We start from the raw sequence: 15,604 nt of genomic DNA, 5'->3' as shown, positions 1-15,604 counted from the left end.
TGCGGTGAGGTCGGGTCCCGTCCGGTGAGGCCGGGTCCCGTGCGGTGAGGTCGGGTCCCGTCCGGTGAGGCCGGGTCCCGTGCGGAGGCCGGGTCCCGTGCGCCGGCCCGCCGGGGGAGAACGTGTCGGGCACGCGCCCGTCGGCGGGATGCGTCCGGTGCACGCACGCCGGTGAGGACGCGCCGACGTGTGGGCACCCGGTGAGGACGCGCCGATGTGTGGGCACCCGGTGAGGGCGTGTCCTGCGGACCGGCCGGGTGAGAGCACCGGCGTACGGTCCCCGGTGGGGATGTGCCCGGCGTACGCCCGCCGGGGACGCCGCGTCCAGCGCCCGGCGTACGCCCGCCCTGCGCCCGCCCGCTCCCTGCGGGCAGATGCCCCGCCGCCGTGCGCTGAGCCGTACGGGGTGAGGAGCGGCCCTAAGATCGTCGCCGTGGAACATCCCCTTCCGGTTAGGGTCCGGCGGCGCGCCGCCCCCGCCCCGCTGCTCCTCGCCCTCGTCCTCGCCCTGGTCGGGGCGGGCTGCACGGGCGGCGTGGCGGGGACGCCGGGGGCGGCCGGGGCGCGCGATCCGTACTTTCCGGGGCTCGGCAACGGCGGGTACGACGTCACGCACTACGGCCTGCGGCTCGACGTCGAACCGGGTGCCGACCGGGTGCGCGGCACCGCGACGATCACCGCCCGCGCCACCCAGGACCTGAGCGCCTTCCACCTGGACCTGGTCGGACTCGATGTCGAGGGCGCCACCGTCGAGGGTCGGCCGGCCGCCGTGAACCGGGCGGGCAAGGAGATGACGCTGCGTCCGGCGGCCGAGGTGGAGGGGCGGTTGCGCGCCGGGCGCACGTTCACCACTGTCGTGCGCTACTCCGGTGCGCCGCGGACGATCACCGGTGCGGACGGAGAGGAGGAGGGGTGGCTGCGGACGGCGGACGGCGCGGTCGCCCTCGGTGAGCCGACCGGCTCCATGGCCTGGTTCCCCGGCAACCACCACCCCGGCGACAAGGCCGCGTACGACGTCGAGGTCACCGTCCCCGAGGGGCTGACGGCCGTCTCCAACGGCGAGTTGGTCGCACGCCGTACGGCGGAGGGCCGCACCGCCTTCCGGTGGCGGACCACCGAGCCGATGGCGAGCTACCTGGCGACCGTGGCCGTCGGGCGGTTCGAGACCCGGCAGTCGTCGACGCCGGAAGGCGTCAGGCTGTTCACCGCTGTGGACCCCGTATCGGCTGAGGACGGCGAGGCGGTGCTGCGCCGGATTCCGGAGGTGCTGGCATGGTCGGCGGCCCGCTTCGGCCCGTACCCCTTCCGGTCGGCGGGGGCGATCGTGGAGCGGACGGGCGATTCCTCGTACGCGCTGGAGACCCAGAACCGGCCCGTCCTCCCCGGCCCGCCCGACATCGGGCTCCTCGTGCACGAACTGGCCCACCAGTGGTTCGGGAACTCCGTCACCCCGGCCACCTGGCGGGACATGTGGCTGAACGAGGGCTTCGCGACCTACGCGGAGTGGCTCTGGGCCGCCGACCACGAGGGCGTACCGGTCCGGGAGAGCTTCGAGCGGGCGTACGCCTCCGAGGCGAACTGGGCGTTCCCGCCCGCCCGGCCACCCGCCGCCCGCGACCTCTCGGGCCCGCCGGTGTACGGGCGCGGGGCCATGGTCGTCCACCGCGTCCGGCTCGCCCTGGCCGACGACCGGGCGTTCTTCGCCCTGGTTCGGGGGTGGACGCGGGCCCACCGGCACGGCAACGCCTCGACCGGCGACTTCACCGCGTACGTGGAGAAGGAGAGCGGGCGGGACCTGACGGCGCTGTGGGACGCCTGGCTGTACGGCGCCGACCGACCGCCCCTGGACTGACCGCCTCTGGACTGTGACCGCCCCGGCTCCGGTCCCGCACCCGTGCTGCCGCACGCGAAGACCGGCCGCACACGCCGAGCGCCGACAGCCCCGCCGTACGCCGACGAGGCCCCTGCCCCCGCCGTACGCCGCCAAGGCCCTCCGCCCCCCGCCGTACGCCGCCAAGGCCCTCCGCCCCCCGCCGTACGCCGCCAAGGCCCACCGCGCCCCGCGCGCCCTCCGGGTCCACCGCGCGCGGAGCCCCCGGCCGCGGAGGGCGGCCGGGGGCTCCGGGTGGGACGGGGTGGGCTCGGGTCAGAGGTTGACGCCGAAGTCCTGCGCGATGCCGCGCAGGCCGGAGGCGTAACCCTGGCCGACCGCGCGGAACTTCCACTCGGCGCCGTTGCGGTACAGCTCGCCGAAGACCATGGCGGTCTCGGTGGCGGCGTCCTCGCTCAGGTCGTAGCGGGCGATCTCGGCGCCGCCGGCCTGGTTGAGGATGCGGATGAACGCGTTGCGGACCTGGCCGAAGTTCTGGCTGCGGGTCTCGGCGTCGTAGATGGAGACCGGGAAGACGATCTTGTCGACGTCGGCCGGCAGGCCCGCCAGGTTGACGTTGATCTGCTCGTCGTCGCCCTCGCCCTCGCCCGTGACGTTGTCACCGGTGTGGACGATGGTCTGGTCCGGCGTCGCCTTGTTGTTGAAGAAGACGAAGTGCTGGTCGGAGACGACCTTCCCGGCCACGTTGACCGCGATCGCCGAGGCGTCGAGGTCGAAGTCGGTGCCGGTGGTGGTGCGGACGTCCCAGCCGAGGCCGACCGTGACGGCGGTAAGGCCCGGTGCCTCCTTGGTGAGCGAGACGTTGCCGCCCTTGGACAGGCTTACTGCCATGGGAAGTCCCTTTCCTCGTCGTGTGCGGGCTTCGTGCCATCACGAAAGCTACCGTCACCCGTCCTAACGCAGGCAGCGGACCACGAGGTTCCTGGTCGCTTTACTTTCTTTGCCGGATTTCCCGGCGCGCGACGCGCCGGACCATCGGGAGGAAGCCCCGTCGTCGGCGGAAGCCCGTCAAAAGAAGGTGACGAACGGCGCGCGGGGGAGGGACCATGGGTGTCATGTCCGGGCCCTATGTCATCCGAGGTTCGGTCTCCCTGCCGGAGGCCGAGCTGATGTGGCGTTTCTCGCGCTCCTCCGGGCCCGGAGGCCAGCACGTCAACACCAGCGACTCCCAGGTGGAGCTGCGCTTCGACCTGGGGGCCGCCGACGCGCTCCCCGAGGTGTGGAAGGCGCGGGCGCTGGAGCGGCTCGCGGGCCGGATGGTGGGCGGGGTGGTCTCCGTACGGGCCTCGGAGCACCGCTCCCAGTGGCGCAACCGCGAGACGGCCGCCGTGCGGCTCGCCGCCCTCCTGGCCGAGGCCACCGCCCCGCCGCCCAAGCCCCGGATCAAGCGGAAGGTGCCGCGCGGGATCAACGAGCGCAGGCTGCGCGAGAAGAAGCAGCGCGGCGACACCAAGCGCGGCCGCTCCGGCCGCGACTGGTGACCCCCGGCCCGAGCGCCCGCGCCGGGCCCCGACCGCCCGCACCCCGCAGCCCGTACTCGCACCCCGCAGCCGCCCCGGCTCTCCGCAGCCGTACCGGCACCCGCAGCCGACCCGCACCCCGCAGCCGACCCGCACCCCGCGCCCCATCAGCCGTCGCCGAGCGGAACCCCAGCCGTTCCCCCGGCCCCCGGCCCCCGGCCCGCCGCACACCCCCCGCCATCACCCCAGATGCCGGTAGCGCCCCTTGAAGTACGTCAGCGGCTCGCCCTCCGGGCTCGGCAGCTCCGCCGTCAGCACGCGGCCGATCACCAGCGTGTGGTCCCCCGCCACCACGCGCTGCTCCGTACGGCACTCCAGCGTCGCCAGCGCCCCGCCGATCAGCGGCGCGCGGCTCGTGCCGCCGCGTACGTACGGGACGTCCTCGAACAGCAGCCGGTCGCTGATCCGGCCCTTCATGGCGAACCGCCCCGCGATGTGCCGCTGGCTCGCCGCCAGCACGGAGACCGCCCACAGGGGCTGCTCGGAGAGCAGGTCGTCCATGCGGGAGTCGTTGCGCAGGCTCACCATCACCAGGGGCGGGTCCAGGGAGACCGACATGAAGGCGGTCGCCGTCATGCCGACGTCCTCGCCCCGGCCGTGCTCGTCCAGGGGCGGCTCCTGGGCGGTGACCAGGACCACCCCGGCGGCCAGGCGGGCCAGGGCGGCGCGGAACTCGTCGTTGCTCACCCCCTCAGCATGGGGGACGGGCCGGGGACGCGGGGCGGGGGGAGTCGTGGGGAGCACACCCGCACGCTAACCGGGCGGGCCGGGCGGGCGCATCGGACCAGGGGACCAGGCCGGTCCTAGGACCCGTCGCCGGGCCCGCGACCGCCGGGGCGCCCCAGGGGCATCTCGCGTGACTTGGGTCACAGAGTCCATTTTCTGCTGACCCTGTGTACCGGGTGCACAGCTCACTGTGATTCAGTGGCCGTGACACTGCAACAAGTACGTCGATATGAAACCTGGAGTTGCTGTCGAGGTCTCGGGGAGTGCGAGCAATGGAGGCCGAGTCGGAGCCGTACGTCCGCCTGGCGACCATGCGGCGGCTGCATCAGGCCGTCGCTGATCTCAACACGGCGCGGAGCCTGGCGGACACCCTGCAGAGCGTGGCCGACGGCATCGTCACCGGGCTCGGGTACGAGCTGGGCTGCGTCAACCTCGTCCGGCCCGACGGGGACCTCGTCATCGCCGCCTTCGCGGGCAACGAGACCGCCGAGGCCCTGATCACCGGGCGCGTCGGCCCCCGCGCCTCCTGGGAGCGCCGGCTGTCCATGGGCGAGGACTGGGACGGGATCCGGTTCATCCCGCACACCGAGGGCTGGGTGCTGCTCGACGACGACGTGCCCCAGTGGCACACCGAGGGGCCCGAGCCCCGCTTCGAGGACGAGTGGCATCCGCTGGACCGGCTCTACGCCCCGATGCACGCCTCCGGCGGCGGGCAGGACCTCCTCGGCGTCCTCTCCGTGGACCGGCCGCGCAACGGGCGCCGCCCCGGCGCGTGGGGGCGCGAAGCGCTGCGGATGTACGCCTCCCAGGCCGCCATCGCGATCAGCAACGCCCGGCTGCGCGCCAACATGCAGCGCGCCCTGGTCCGCCTGGAGCGGGAGCAGCAGGCGCTGCGGGCCAGCGAGGAGTCCTTCCGCCAGGCCTTCGAGTACGCGCCCAGCGGCATGGCCGTCGCGGAGATGGGCGGCGACCAGCACGGCCGCCTGCTGCGCACCAACGACGCCCTGTGCCGGCTGCTGGGCCGCCCCGCCTCCATGCTGCGCCGCTACTCCTTCGCGGACCTGGTCCACCCCGAGGACATCGGCACCCTGCTGCGGACCTCCGCCGAGGGCGGCCGGGCCGAGCTGCGGCTGAGCCGCCGGGACGGCACGTACCTCTGGGTCTCGCTGCGCAACTCGGTGGTCGCGGACACCGCCGACGGACCGCGCTTCCTGCTCACCCACGTCGAGGACATCGAGGAGCGCAAGCGCCTCGAACTGAACCTCGCCCACCGCGCCTCCCACGACGCCCTGACCGGGCTGCCCAACAGCGCCGAGCTGAAGTCGCGGCTCAGCGACCGGATCTGCGAGCGCCCCTACTCCCCGGCCACCACCGCGATCGAGGCGCTGGACGCGGCGTACGGGGACGTCGAGTCGTCCCTGACCCACGGCAGCGCCCTGGACGCGTACGAGGGGGAGCAGATCCCCGGCGGCGGCCTCTACGACCACCACGTGCACGCGGTCGCCCCCGACCCGGAGCGCGACGACGGGACGAAGGGGCTCGCGGTCCTCTTCTGCGACCTGGACGGATTCAAGTCCATCAACGACCGCTTCGGGCACCACACCGGGGACGCCGTGCTCATCGAGGTCGCCCGGCGGCTGGGGGCCTGCGTGCGCGACGGCGACACCGTCGCCCGGCTCGGAGGTGACGAATTCGTCGTCCTCGCCGACGGCCTCGGCGCCGCGGACGCCGCTGACCTGGCCGTACGCTTGAGAAATGCCATCATTCCGCCCATCAGGGTCGATGGCCGGGCCGTCCGGGTCGGCGCCAGCTTCGGCATCGGGTGGGCCGAGTGCGGCATGACGGTGGAAGAGGTGCTGCGCTCCGCGGACCAGCGGATGTACGTGGAGAAGCGGTCCCGTTCGAAGGTTCACCGCAGAGCCGGTTGACGTTCACGGCCGGTTCCTCCGGCACGCCGTGCCCGTTCTTCGGGGCCTCCCGAGGGGGGTGAGCGCAATTCGGGCTCTGCTCCGTTCGAGGTAGGCTCGGCCGGTCGGCGACGGCTGGCGACATGGTGAGGAGTGACCCAGGGATGACGGCCGGGAACAACGGCGCGAGCAAGCCCGAGGACGACGATCCGTTCGGCTACCTGTACGCGGACGGACAGGCGGCGGGCGCGCAGCCGCCAGGTCAGGGCGGCTACGGCTATCCGGGTCCCGCCCCCCAGCCGGGCGTGCCCAGAACGTCGTACAACCAGGTGCGGGCCGTGGGCGAGCGCCAGTACGGGCAGCAGGCCGCCCCGCAGCAGGGGGGGTACGGCTACCCGCCCCAGCAGGGCGGCTACGGCTACCCCCCGCAGCAGCACGGCCGGCCCACCGCGCAGTACGCCGCCCCCGAGACGTACCCCGGCGGCGCGCCCTCCGCGCACGCCCCGGCGCAGGGCGGCCACGGCGCCCCCGGTCGCGGTGGACCGAATACCAAGGCGCTGCTGATCGCGGCGGTCGCCGTGGTCGCGGTGGTCCTCATAGGCATCGGCGCCGCGCTGCTCACGGGCGAGGACGGCGACAAGGGCGACAAGAAGAACGAGGCAGCCTCCACGCAGGGCCCGTCCGACGAGGTCCAGGAGACCGAGAAGCCGGAGAAGAAGCCCGAGAAGACCCCGAAGCCGGTCGAGCTGCCGAAGCAGGACGCGGCGACGCTGACCCTGGGCGGCACGGCCTCCCTGGACAACTCGGTCGCGGGCGCCAAGGGCGCGAACGGCAACTACATCAACCTCAACGAGGTCGGCCGGTCCGCCACCTGGACGGTCGAGGTCCCCGAGGCCGGCGCGTACACCCTGTACGTGACGTACGGCGTGCCCGGCAAGGACGCGAAGACGACCCTGACGGTCAACGCGCAGGCGCCCCGCTCCATCAACATGAAGAACTTCGCGCAGGCCCCCGAGGGCGACCTGTCGAAGGGCTGGACGAACACGTTCGCCTACGTCCAGCTCGACAAGGGCTCGAACACGCTCAAGCTCTCGTGCGAGACGGGCGACGCGTGCGACGCCAACCTCGACCAGTTGGAGCTGAAGGCCGGACACATCCGGTAGGCGCGAGCGCTCGCATCCGTCCGGCAGGCGCAGAAGGCAAGCACGGCAGACAGGACGCACCCGGCGGGCACGGCTCCCCGGACACGTCCGGCGAGCACGGTCCCCGGACACGTTCGGCAGGCGCGCGCCTCCGGGCACATGCGCCGGGCGCACGCCCGCCTCCGGACGCGACCGACGGCCGTGATCCGTAGGACCTACGCCCTGACCACCGCCCCGGTGGTCAGGGCGTAGGCGTGCACGGCTCCACGACGACGCGCGGCAGCAGCTCCGCGTAGGCCGCCGCGTCGAACGCGCCGGCCGCCGGGGCGAGCACCGTCGCCGCGGCCAGGGCCGCCGCGCGCGCCAGCCGGTCCGGCCAGTCCGCCCCCTCGACCAGCGCGGACAGCAGCCCCGCCACCGCCGCGTCGCCCGCGCCGGTCGGGTTGCCGCGCACGGCGGCGGGCGGGGCGGCCCGCCAGAGGCCCCGGGGGGTGACGGCGAGCAGGCCCTGGGGCCCCAGGGACGCGACCACGGCGTGGGCCCCCCGGCGGCGGGCGTCCCCGGCGGCGGGCAGCGGCTCGCGGTAGCCGGTCAGCCGGGCCAGTTCCTCCGCGTTCGGCTTGACCAGGTCGGGGCGGGCGGCGATGCCCCGGCGCAGCGGTTCGCCGGCGGTGTCCAGCAGGACGGGGACGGCGGCGGCGCGGGCGGTGCGGACGAGTTCCGCGTACGCGCCGACGTGGATGCCGGGCGGCAGGCCGCCGCAGAGGGCGACCGCGTCGGCGGAGGCGAGGAGGTCCTCGTAGGTGCGCAGGAAGGCGGCCCACTCGGCGGGGCTCACCTGCGGTCCGGGCTCGTCGAGCCGGGTGGCGCCGCCGGTGGACCGGTCGGTGACCGTCAGGGTCCGGCGGGTGTTCCCGGCGACGGGCACCAGGGCGTCGCGCGGCGGCAGCGGGGCGAGCAGGGAGCGCAGGACGTCGCCGGTGGGGCCGCCGGCGAAGCCGGTGACGACGCTCTCGTGGCCGAGCGCGGCGAGGATCCGTGCGACGCCGAGGCCCGCGCCGCCGGGGCGTTCGGCCACCTCGCCGACCCGGTGCGTGGTGTGGGGGACGAGCGCGTCGACGGTGTGGGCCACGTCGAGCGCCGCGTTCAGCGTGACGGTCAGGATCACCTGTGCCGTCCCTCCCTCGGTCCGTGGCTCCCACGGCCCGCACCCGTGTGCGGCGCGCAGGTGATCATGCCAAAGGAGGGGCGGCCGACCCCGTACCGGGGGTCGGCCGCCGCCCCGCCACGCGGGAGGGGTCCGGGCGCGGACGCCCGGCGGGTCAGGCCGTCTTGGGCTCGACGATCCACTCGCCCCGGCGCATGACGCCCTTGAGGACGAAGTCCTCGTCGAGCACGACCAGGTCGGCGTCCTTGCCGGGTTCCAGCGAACCGACCCGGTCGTCCACGCCGAGCAGCCGGGCGGGGTTGGCGGAGATGGAGCGGACGACGTCCTCGACGGGAATCCGGTCGACGGTGACGGCCCGCCGGAAGGCGGTGTCCAGGGTGAGGGTGGAGCCGGCGATGGAGCCGCCCTCCACCAGCCGGGCGACCCCGTCGCGGACCTCGACCGCGAGCGGGCCGAGCTGGTACTCCCCGTCGCCGAAGCCGGCGGCGTCCATCGCGTCGGTGATCAGCGCGACCCGGTCGGCGCCCTTGTGGCGGTAGGCCATCTCCAGGACGGCCGGGTGCAGGTGCGTGCCGTCGTTGATCAGCTCGACGGTGATCCGGTCGTCCTCCAGGAGGGCGGCGATCGGACCGGGCTCGCGGTGGGCGAGCGGGGGCATGGCGTTGAACAGGTGGGTGGCGACGGTCGCGCCCGCGTCGATCGCCAGGACGGTCTGGTCGTACGTCGCGTCGGTGTGGCCGATCGCGGCGATGACCCCGCGCTCGGCGAGCAGCCGTACGGAGTCCAGGCCGCCGGGCAGCTCGGTGGCGAGGGTGACCATGCGGGCGGCGCCGCGCGCCGCGTCCACCAGCCTGCCGACCTCGGCCGGGTCGGGGTAGCGCAGAAGCTGCTCGCTGTGGGCGCCCTTGCGGCACGGCGAGATGAACGGGCCCTCGAAGTGGATGCCGGTCAGGTCGCCCTGTTCGACCAGCTCGGAGAGGATGCCGGCGCGTTCGGCGAGGAAGTCCATCTCGCCGGTGACCATGGAGGCGACCAGGGTGGTGGTGCCGTGCTCGCGGTGCGTGCGGATGCCGGTGAGGACCTCGTCGACGGTGCCGGAGGTGAAGGAGGCCCCGCCGCCGCCGTGGTTGTGCATGTCCACGAAGCCGGGGACCACCCAGTGGCCGGTGAGGTCCACGATCCGGGCGCCCTCCGGCGCGTCGGCCGCGATCCGGGCGCCCTCGACGGTCACCCGGCCGTCCTCGACGGTGCCGGTGGGCAGCACCACCCGTCCGCCCGCGAGAACGGTGCTGTCTGCTGCGCGTCCGGCCATCAGGCGGAAACCTCCGTGGAGAGTAGATCCCAGGCGAGCAGCCCTGCGCCCAGGCATCCGGCGGTGTCCCCGAGGGCCGCCGGGACGATGTGGGGCAGCTTCTGGAACGTGACGCGTTCCTCGACGGCCGCACGCAGTGGTGTGAACAAGGTTTCCCCGGCCTCGGCGAGCCCGCCACCGATGATGAGCGTGCGGGGGTCCAGCAGGGTGAGCGCGGTGACGAGCCCGGCGGCGAGCGCGTCGACCGCGTCCGCCCAGACCCGGACGGCCGCCGGGTCGCCCGCCTCGACGGCCTTCGCGCAGTCCGCGGCGTCCGTGTCGGGGATGCCGGAGGCGGCGGCCCAGGCCCGTGTCACGGCGGCGGCGGAGGCCAGGGTCTCCAGGCAGCCGCGCTGGCCGCAGCCGCACTCCGGCCCGTCCCAGCGGACCACGATGTGCCCGATCTCACCCGCGTACCCGTGGGCGCCCGCCTCGATGGTCCCCCCGATGCCGATGGCCCCGGCGATGCCGGTGCCCAGCGGGACGAAGAGGAAGCGGTCCGCTCCCCGCCCGGCCCCGATGCGGCCCTCGGCGAGCCCGCCGGTGCGGACGTCGTGGCCGAGGGCGACCGGGATGTCGCCGAGGCGGCCGCGCAGGAGGGCCCGGAGCGGTACGTCGTGCCAGCCCAGGTTGGCGGCGTACACCGCGGTCCCCGTCTCGGCGTCGACGATGCCGGGCACGGCGACCCCGGCCGCGACGGCGCTCTCGCCGAAGTGCTCCTCGCCGTGGCGGCGCAGATCCGCCGCGAACGCGAGGATCGACTCGACGACCGCGTCGGGGCCGCGCTCGCGGCCGGTGGCCCGCCGCGCCTCGTGGAGCAGCGTGCCGTCGGCCCCGACCAGCGCGGCCTTCATTGCGGTGCCGCCCACATCGAGGGCGATGACATGTCTCACGGGAGACAGTTTCGCCCGCCGACCCCCAAAAGGTCTAGTCCACTAGCGCGGTTTGTTGCGCATCCATACAAAATGATGGGCGCAGTGGACCGTGCCGCTTACCTCCCGAGAAGGGAGGGAATCGACACCCCGCCCCGAGGGGAAACGGGGATAAAGGTCTGGACCAACATACGGTGCGGAGCCCCTGACTACCAGGGCGCGTACGCCAGTTGTCACCGCCGGGGCGCGTGTGCGTTGCCGAAGCGATACTCCAGTGGTGTAGACCGCCGGTTCGCCAATGGGGGAAAATCGTCGTTCATCCGGACGATGTCGGGGCAGGGTGGCGCGGTCACGACGAGGACGGCCGCACGAGCACGCCGGACACGCCGACCAGGGCAGAGACGATCAACGAGGATGGGCGAGGCTGTGCAGCGGCGTTTGACGAGTCTGACCGCGGCGGTGGCCGCGCTGGCGATGGCAGTGACCTTGTCGGGCTGCGGCGGTGACAGCGGCTCGGGCGGTGTGACCCTGAAGCTGGTCGCCGCCGACTACGGCACGGGGCCGTCCAACACCTCCGAGAAGTACTGGAGCCGGGTCGCGGCCGCCTTCGAGAAGGAGCACCCCGGCATCAAGGTCGACGTCAGCGTCTACGCCTGGAAGGACGTCGACCGCGAGGTCGCCGAGATGGTCGAGGCCGGCAAGGCCCCGGACGTCGCCCAGATCGGCGCGTACGCGAACTACGCCAAGGACGGCAAGCTCTACACCGCCGACGAGACCCTCGCCATCCGCACCACGGCGAACTTCCTGCCGTCGCTGACCGACGCGGGCAAGATCGACGGCACGCTGTACGGGCTCCCCTTCGTCGCCAGCACCCGGCTGCTGTTCTACAACGAGAAGCTCTTCGACCGGGCGGGCCTGGAGGCCCCCGAGACCTGGGGCGACATCCTGGCCGCCGCCACCGCGCTGAAGGCCAAGGGCGTCGCCTACCCCTTCGCCCTGCCGCTCGGCCAGGAGGAGGCGCAGGCCGAGACCCTGATGTGGCTGCTCAGCGGGGGCGGCGGCTACACCGACGAGGTCGGCGCGTACGACATCGACTCGGCGGCCAACGTCGCCACGCTGCGCTGGCTGCGGGACAACCTGGTCGGCAAGGGCCTGACCGGCCCCGTCCCCCCGGACCGACTCGACCGGGAGAAGGCGTTCGCGGCGTTCACCGAGGGCGAGGTCGGGATGCTCAACGGCCACCCCACGCTGATGAACAAGGCCGAGGCCGAGGGCGTCAAGGTCGGCATGGTGCCGCTGCCCGGCGTCGACGGGCCGACCAAGGGCTCGATGGGCGTCGCCGACTGGATGATGGGCTTCAAGCAGAACGGCCACCGCAAGGAGATCGGCACGTTCCTCGACTTCGTCTACTCGGACCGGAACGTGCTCGACTTCGCCGAGGAGTACACCATGCTGCCGGTCACCGGCAGCGCCTCCGCCGCGATGGAGGCGGACGAGAAGCACCGCAAGATGCGCAAGTTCCTGGCGGCCCTGCCGAACTCGACGCTGCCGCCGTTCGGCAAGACGTCGTGGGCCGCCGTGAGCGACGCGATCAAGAAGAACATCGGCGGGGCGGTCGCGCCGGGCAGCAACCCGGAGAGCGTGCTCGGCGGGATATCCGCCGAGGCGACGCGGGCGGAGGCGGCGGAGTAGCGGTCGGGGGGCGGGCCGGAGGCGGCGGAGCGGCGGTCGCGGGGCGGGCGGCCGGGCGGCGCACCCCGGATGCGGTGTCGGGGGCGGGCGTTAGGTTGGTTGACATGACCGCCCCCGACCCCGGAGCAGCATCCGACCCCGCCCCCGACGCCGAACCGGCGCCCGAGCCCGGCCCCGAGCCCGCCCCGGACCCGGCCGAGCTGTCCGAGCGGGACCGGGCGCTGCTGGCCCTGGAGCGGCGGCCCTGGTCGGGGCCGGGCGCGAAGGAGCGGGCGATCCGCGAGGAGCTGGGGATCTCGCCGGTCCGCTACTACCAACTGCTGAACGCGCTGATCGAGGACGAGCGGGCGCTGCGGGAGGACCCGGTCACGGTCAACCGGCTGCGCAGAGTGCGCGCGGCGAAGCGCGACCGCCGCTGAACGGGGCGGCTGACGGCTCCGGGCCTGCGGCGACGAGCCTGGGGCTCCGGCCCCGCCTCCTGGCCCCGGCTTCCCGCCCCGGCTTCCCGCGGCGGTCGTGGCGGTCCGGGCGCCCTCGGAGGCTGCACGCGAGCCGGCCTCCAGGCCCTGGTCTCCCGGCCTCTCGGCCCCTCCGGCGATGATCGCCGCCGAACCGGACCCGACCGCCCGACCTCGGCCCCCGGCCCAGGCCCGACCTGAGCCCCCAGCGAAGGGCCTCTGCGCCCGCCTCCGGCGGTGGCCGCGACGGTCCCGGCGGCCCCGGTGGCGGTACGGGGGCGGAGGCCCGGCCCCGCCCCTCGCGGGCGGCCACCCGATAAGCTCGGCGCATGGCCAGTCACCCGGAAACTCTGCCGAACCCGGCCACCCCCGCCGGCCGCGAGGGGCTGAAGGCCCTGCTGGACCGGCCCGACCGCGCGGTGATCGCGCTCGACTTCGACGGCACCCTCGCCGACATCGTCCCGGACCCCGAGCAGGCCCGCGCCCATGCCGGCGCGGTGACCGCGCTCGCCGCGCTCGCCCCGAAGGTCGCCGCCGTAGCCGTGATCACCGGCCGCCCCGCCGAGGTCGCCGTGCGCAACGGGGGCTTCGCGGGGGTCCCCGGTCTGGAGGGCCTCGTCGTCCTCGGCCACTACGGCGCCGAGCGCTGGGACGCCGGGACCGGCACCGTCAGCGCCCCCGCCCCGCATCCGGGCGTCGACGCCGTACGGGCCGAACTCCCCGGCGTACTGGAGGAGTTCGGCGTCTCCCACGGGGCGTGGGTGGAGGACAAGGGGCGGGCCGTCGCCGTCCACACCCGGCGCGCCGACGACCCGCAGGCGGCGTTCGAGACGCTGCGCGGGCCGCTGGACGCCCTGGCCGCCGCGCACGGGCTGATCGTCGAACCGGGCCGCTTGGTCCTGGAGTTGCGTCCGCCCGGCGTGGACAAGGGCGTCGCGCTCAAGACGTTCGTACGGGAGCGGGACGCCCGGTCCGTTCTGTACGCGGGCGACGACCTCGGGGACCTCGCCGCGTTCGCCGCGGTGGAGGAGCTGCGGACGGCGTCCCCGGACGGCGTCCCCGGCCTGCTGGTGTGCAGCGGCAGCACCGAGGTGCCCGAGCTGGCCGAACGCGCCGACCTGGCGGTCCCCGGCCCGGCCGCGGTCGTCGCCCTCCTGGCGGCGCTGGCCGACCGGATGTGACCGAGATATGCCCCTGACCGACCGGGTGTGACCGGTCGGATGACGGCAAACAGCCCCGGCCCCCCGGAGTGCGCGGGGGGCCGGGGCTGTTCCGTCCGGCCGGACTCAGTCCTTGCGCAGCGCGTCGAGCTGGTCCAGGAACCACTGCTGCGGGGGCAGGGCGGTCGCCGCCTCGGCCAGGCGCTCGGAGCGCCGGGAGCGTTCGTCCGCGCTCATCGTCAGCGCCTCGTGCAGGGCCTCGGCCGTGCCCGTCACGTCGTACGGGTTCACGACGATCGCGTCCTCGCCCAGCTCCTCGTAGGCCCCCGCCTCCCGTGACAGGACCAGCGCGCAGCCCTCGTCCGAGACGACGGGGACCTCCTTGGCGACCAGGTTCATGCCGTCGCGGATCGGGTTGACCAGGGCCACGTCCGCCAGCCGGTACGCGGCCAGCGAGCGGGCGAAGTCGTCGTTGACGTGGAGCACCACGGGCGTCCAGCTCTCCGTGCCGTACTCCCCGTTGATCTCGGTGGCCAGGCTCTGCACCGCCGCCGTGTAGTCCCGGTAGACGGGGAGGTCCTGGCGGGAGGGGTAGGCGAAGGCCACGTGGACGACGCGTTCGCGCCACTCGGGGTGGGTCTCCAGGAGCGTCCGGTACGCGTGCAGGCCGCGCACGATGTTCTTGGACAGCTCGGTGCGGTCCACCCGGACGATGGTCTTGCGGCCCTCGCCCACCTGCTCCCGCAGCGCCGCCATCCGCTCGTCGACGTCCGCCTCGTGCGAGCGCCGCCGCAGGAAGTCGGCGTCCGCGCCGAGTCCGTGCACGCCGATGCGGGTGCGGCCGGTCCCGCCCAGGATCTCCGTGCAGCAGTTGATGAACGCGTCCGCCCAGCGGCGGGTCAGGAACGCCGCCCGGTCCGCCCCGAGGATGCCGCGCAGCACCTGCTCGCCGATGTCGTCGGGAAGCAGCCGGAAGTAGTCGACGGGAGCCCACGGGGTGTGCGAGAAGTGGCCGATCCGCAGGTCGGGGCGGAGCTCGCGGAGCATTCCGGGCACCAGGGTCAGGTGGTAGTCCTGCACCAGGACCGCCGCTCCGGGGCCCGCCTCCTCGGCCAGCGCCTGCGCGAAGGCCCGGTTGTACGCCTCGTACGAGGCCCACTGCCGCCGGAACTCCGCGTCGAAGACCGGCTCCACCGGGGTCTGGTAGAGCAGGTGGTGGACGAACCACAGCACGGAGTTCGCGATGCCGTTGTAGGCGTCGGCGTGCACCTCCGCGTCGATGTCGAGCATCCGGACGCCCGGCTCCCCGACCCCGCGCCGCACCGCCTCGCGGTCCCCGTCCCCGAGGGCCGCGCAGACCCACAGCTTGTCGTCGACGGCGCTCAGACCCGAGACGAGTCCGCCGCCGCCGCGCTTGGCGTCGAGCGAACCGTCCTCACCGAGCGTGTACGAGACCGGGCCGCGGTTGGACGCGACCAGGACCTGGGCGGTGGCGGGGGCTGCGGGTTCGGCGAGCTCAGAGACCATGTAGCGGAACCTAGCCCGTAAGGGAAGCCGTCAAACGCGATTACCTGCGGCGGAAGCCACCGCCCGCGCCGCCGTGCCGGTCCGGGGCGGCGTTCCCGCCCGCGCCGGGTCCCGCCCGCGACGCCGTGCTCGTCCGCGTCAGCGTTCTGCCCGCGCCGGTCCCGCCTGCGGCGTACGCCCGATCGTGCCG

Annotated in this window: 13 protein-coding genes; 7 read left to right on the top strand and 6 right to left on the bottom strand. The window is 74.2% G+C overall.

Annotated elements, in window-relative coordinates; all coding sequences use genetic code 11:
• Nucleotides 1-433 precede the first annotated feature (433 nt).
• On the top strand, nt 434-1,852 hold the full coding sequence (locus tag ACZ6EJ_RS08650) for a M1 family metallopeptidase (RefSeq protein WP_469265490.1): 1,419 nt from the start codon (nt 434-436) through the stop codon (nt 1,850-1,852).
• Nucleotides 1,853-2,146: 294 nt separating this feature from the next.
• Here ACZ6EJ_RS08650 and ACZ6EJ_RS08645 read toward each other — a convergent pair whose 3' ends face one another.
• Nucleotides 2,147-2,722, bottom strand: a complete 576-nt coding sequence (locus ACZ6EJ_RS08645; RefSeq protein WP_469265489.1) for a TerD family protein — start codon at nt 2,720-2,722, stop codon at nt 2,147-2,149.
• A gap of 215 nt (nt 2,723-2,937) precedes the next feature.
• On the opposite strand from ACZ6EJ_RS08645, the gene arfB reads away from it, so the two are divergent.
• Nucleotides 2,938-3,372 (top strand): alternative ribosome rescue aminoacyl-tRNA hydrolase ArfB, encoded by a 435-nt coding sequence (arfB, locus tag ACZ6EJ_RS08640; RefSeq protein ID WP_469265488.1) that lies wholly within the window; start codon nt 2,938-2,940, stop codon nt 3,370-3,372.
• Nucleotides 3,373-3,591: 219 nt separating this feature from the next.
• Here the strand turns inward: arfB and ACZ6EJ_RS08635 are convergent, their stop codons facing one another.
• Entirely contained in the window at nt 3,592-4,098 is a 507-nt protein-coding gene (locus ACZ6EJ_RS08635) for a flavin reductase family protein (protein WP_469265487.1), read from the bottom strand.
• 311 nt (nt 4,099-4,409) lie between these two features.
• Here ACZ6EJ_RS08635 and cdgB point away from each other — a divergent pair, with 311 nt between their 5' ends.
• Both cdgB and ACZ6EJ_RS08625 read left to right on the top strand, forming a co-directional pair.
• Nucleotides 4,410-6,065 (top strand): diguanylate cyclase CdgB, encoded by a 1,656-nt coding sequence (gene cdgB, locus ACZ6EJ_RS08630; RefSeq protein ID WP_469265485.1) that lies wholly within the window; start codon nt 4,410-4,412, stop codon nt 6,063-6,065.
• Nucleotides 6,066-6,208: 143 nt separating this feature from the next.
• A complete protein-coding gene (locus tag ACZ6EJ_RS08625) occupies nt 6,209-7,207 on the top strand; it encodes a carbohydrate-binding protein (RefSeq protein ID WP_469265483.1) in 999 nt (332 codons plus the stop codon).
• Nucleotides 7,208-7,427: 220 nt separating this feature from the next.
• Here the strand turns inward: ACZ6EJ_RS08625 and ACZ6EJ_RS08620 are convergent, their stop codons facing one another.
• The 3 genes from ACZ6EJ_RS08620 to ACZ6EJ_RS08610 form a co-directional block, all read right to left on the bottom strand.
• Entirely contained in the window at nt 7,428-8,354 is a 927-nt protein-coding gene (locus tag ACZ6EJ_RS08620) for a 1-phosphofructokinase family hexose kinase (RefSeq protein WP_469265481.1), read from the bottom strand.
• Nucleotides 8,355-8,508: 154 nt separating this feature from the next.
• Entirely contained in the window at nt 8,509-9,666 is a 1,158-nt protein-coding gene (nagA, locus tag ACZ6EJ_RS08615) for an N-acetylglucosamine-6-phosphate deacetylase (RefSeq protein ID WP_469265479.1), read from the bottom strand.
• Nucleotides 9,666-10,559, bottom strand: coding sequence for an ROK family protein (locus ACZ6EJ_RS08610; RefSeq protein ID WP_469265640.1), 894 nt, complete (start codon nt 10,557-10,559; stop codon nt 9,666-9,668). Before ACZ6EJ_RS08610 ends, nagA begins: the two co-directional genes overlap by 1 nt.
• A 432-nt stretch (nt 10,560-10,991) precedes the next feature.
• Here ACZ6EJ_RS08610 and ACZ6EJ_RS08605 point away from each other — a divergent pair, with 432 nt between their 5' ends.
• The 3 genes from ACZ6EJ_RS08605 to otsB all read left to right on the top strand — a co-directional run bounded on the left by ACZ6EJ_RS08605 (nt 10,992) and on the right by otsB (nt 13,908).
• Nucleotides 10,992-12,269, top strand: a complete 1,278-nt coding sequence (locus tag ACZ6EJ_RS08605; RefSeq protein ID WP_469265478.1) for an extracellular solute-binding protein — start codon at nt 10,992-10,994, stop codon at nt 12,267-12,269.
• Nucleotides 12,270-12,373: 104 nt separating this feature from the next.
• Nucleotides 12,374-12,688, top strand: a complete 315-nt coding sequence (locus ACZ6EJ_RS08600) for a DUF3263 domain-containing protein (RefSeq protein ID WP_469265476.1) — start codon at nt 12,374-12,376, stop codon at nt 12,686-12,688.
• A 368-nt stretch (nt 12,689-13,056) separates the two neighbouring features.
• Nucleotides 13,057-13,908, top strand: a complete 852-nt coding sequence (gene otsB / locus ACZ6EJ_RS08595; RefSeq protein WP_469265475.1) for a trehalose-phosphatase — start codon at nt 13,057-13,059, stop codon at nt 13,906-13,908.
• 105 nt (nt 13,909-14,013) lie between these two features.
• Here the strand turns inward: otsB and ACZ6EJ_RS08590 are convergent, their stop codons facing one another.
• A complete protein-coding gene (locus tag ACZ6EJ_RS08590; RefSeq protein ID WP_469265473.1) occupies nt 14,014-15,414 on the bottom strand; it encodes an alpha,alpha-trehalose-phosphate synthase (UDP-forming) in 1,401 nt (466 codons plus the stop codon).
• Nucleotides 15,415-15,604 lie beyond the last annotated feature (190 nt).

Source organism: Streptomyces sp. NPDC041970 (genome assembly GCF_055588985.1).
This window is presented reverse-complemented; position numbering and strand designations above follow the sequence as displayed.

Bases quoted from the DNA above. Each gene is read 5' to 3' on its own strand.
- ACZ6EJ_RS08610 (WP_469265640.1), bottom strand. From the start codon at position 10,559: ATGAAGGCCGCGCTGGTCGGGGCCGACGGCACGCTGCTCCACGAGGCG.
- otsB (WP_469265475.1), top strand. From the start codon at position 13,057: ATGGCCAGTCACCCGGAAACTCTGCCGAACCCGGCCACCCCCGCCGGC.
- ACZ6EJ_RS08625 (WP_469265483.1), top strand. From the start codon at position 6,209: ATGACGGCCGGGAACAACGGCGCGAGCAAGCCCGAGGACGACGATCCG.
- cdgB (WP_469265485.1), top strand. From the start codon at position 4,410: ATGGAGGCCGAGTCGGAGCCGTACGTCCGCCTGGCGACCATGCGGCGG.
- ACZ6EJ_RS08600 (WP_469265476.1), top strand. From the start codon at position 12,374: ATGACCGCCCCCGACCCCGGAGCAGCATCCGACCCCGCCCCCGACGCC.
- ACZ6EJ_RS08605 (WP_469265478.1), top strand. From the start codon at position 10,992: ATGGGCGAGGCTGTGCAGCGGCGTTTGACGAGTCTGACCGCGGCGGTG.
- ACZ6EJ_RS08590 (WP_469265473.1), bottom strand. From the start codon at position 15,414: ATGGTCTCTGAGCTCGCCGAACCCGCAGCCCCCGCCACCGCCCAGGTC.
- nagA (WP_469265479.1), bottom strand. From the start codon at position 9,666: ATGGCCGGACGCGCAGCAGACAGCACCGTTCTCGCGGGCGGACGGGTG.
- arfB (WP_469265488.1), top strand. From the start codon at position 2,938: ATGGGTGTCATGTCCGGGCCCTATGTCATCCGAGGTTCGGTCTCCCTG.
- ACZ6EJ_RS08645 (WP_469265489.1), bottom strand. From the start codon at position 2,722: ATGGCAGTAAGCCTGTCCAAGGGCGGCAACGTCTCGCTCACCAAGGAG.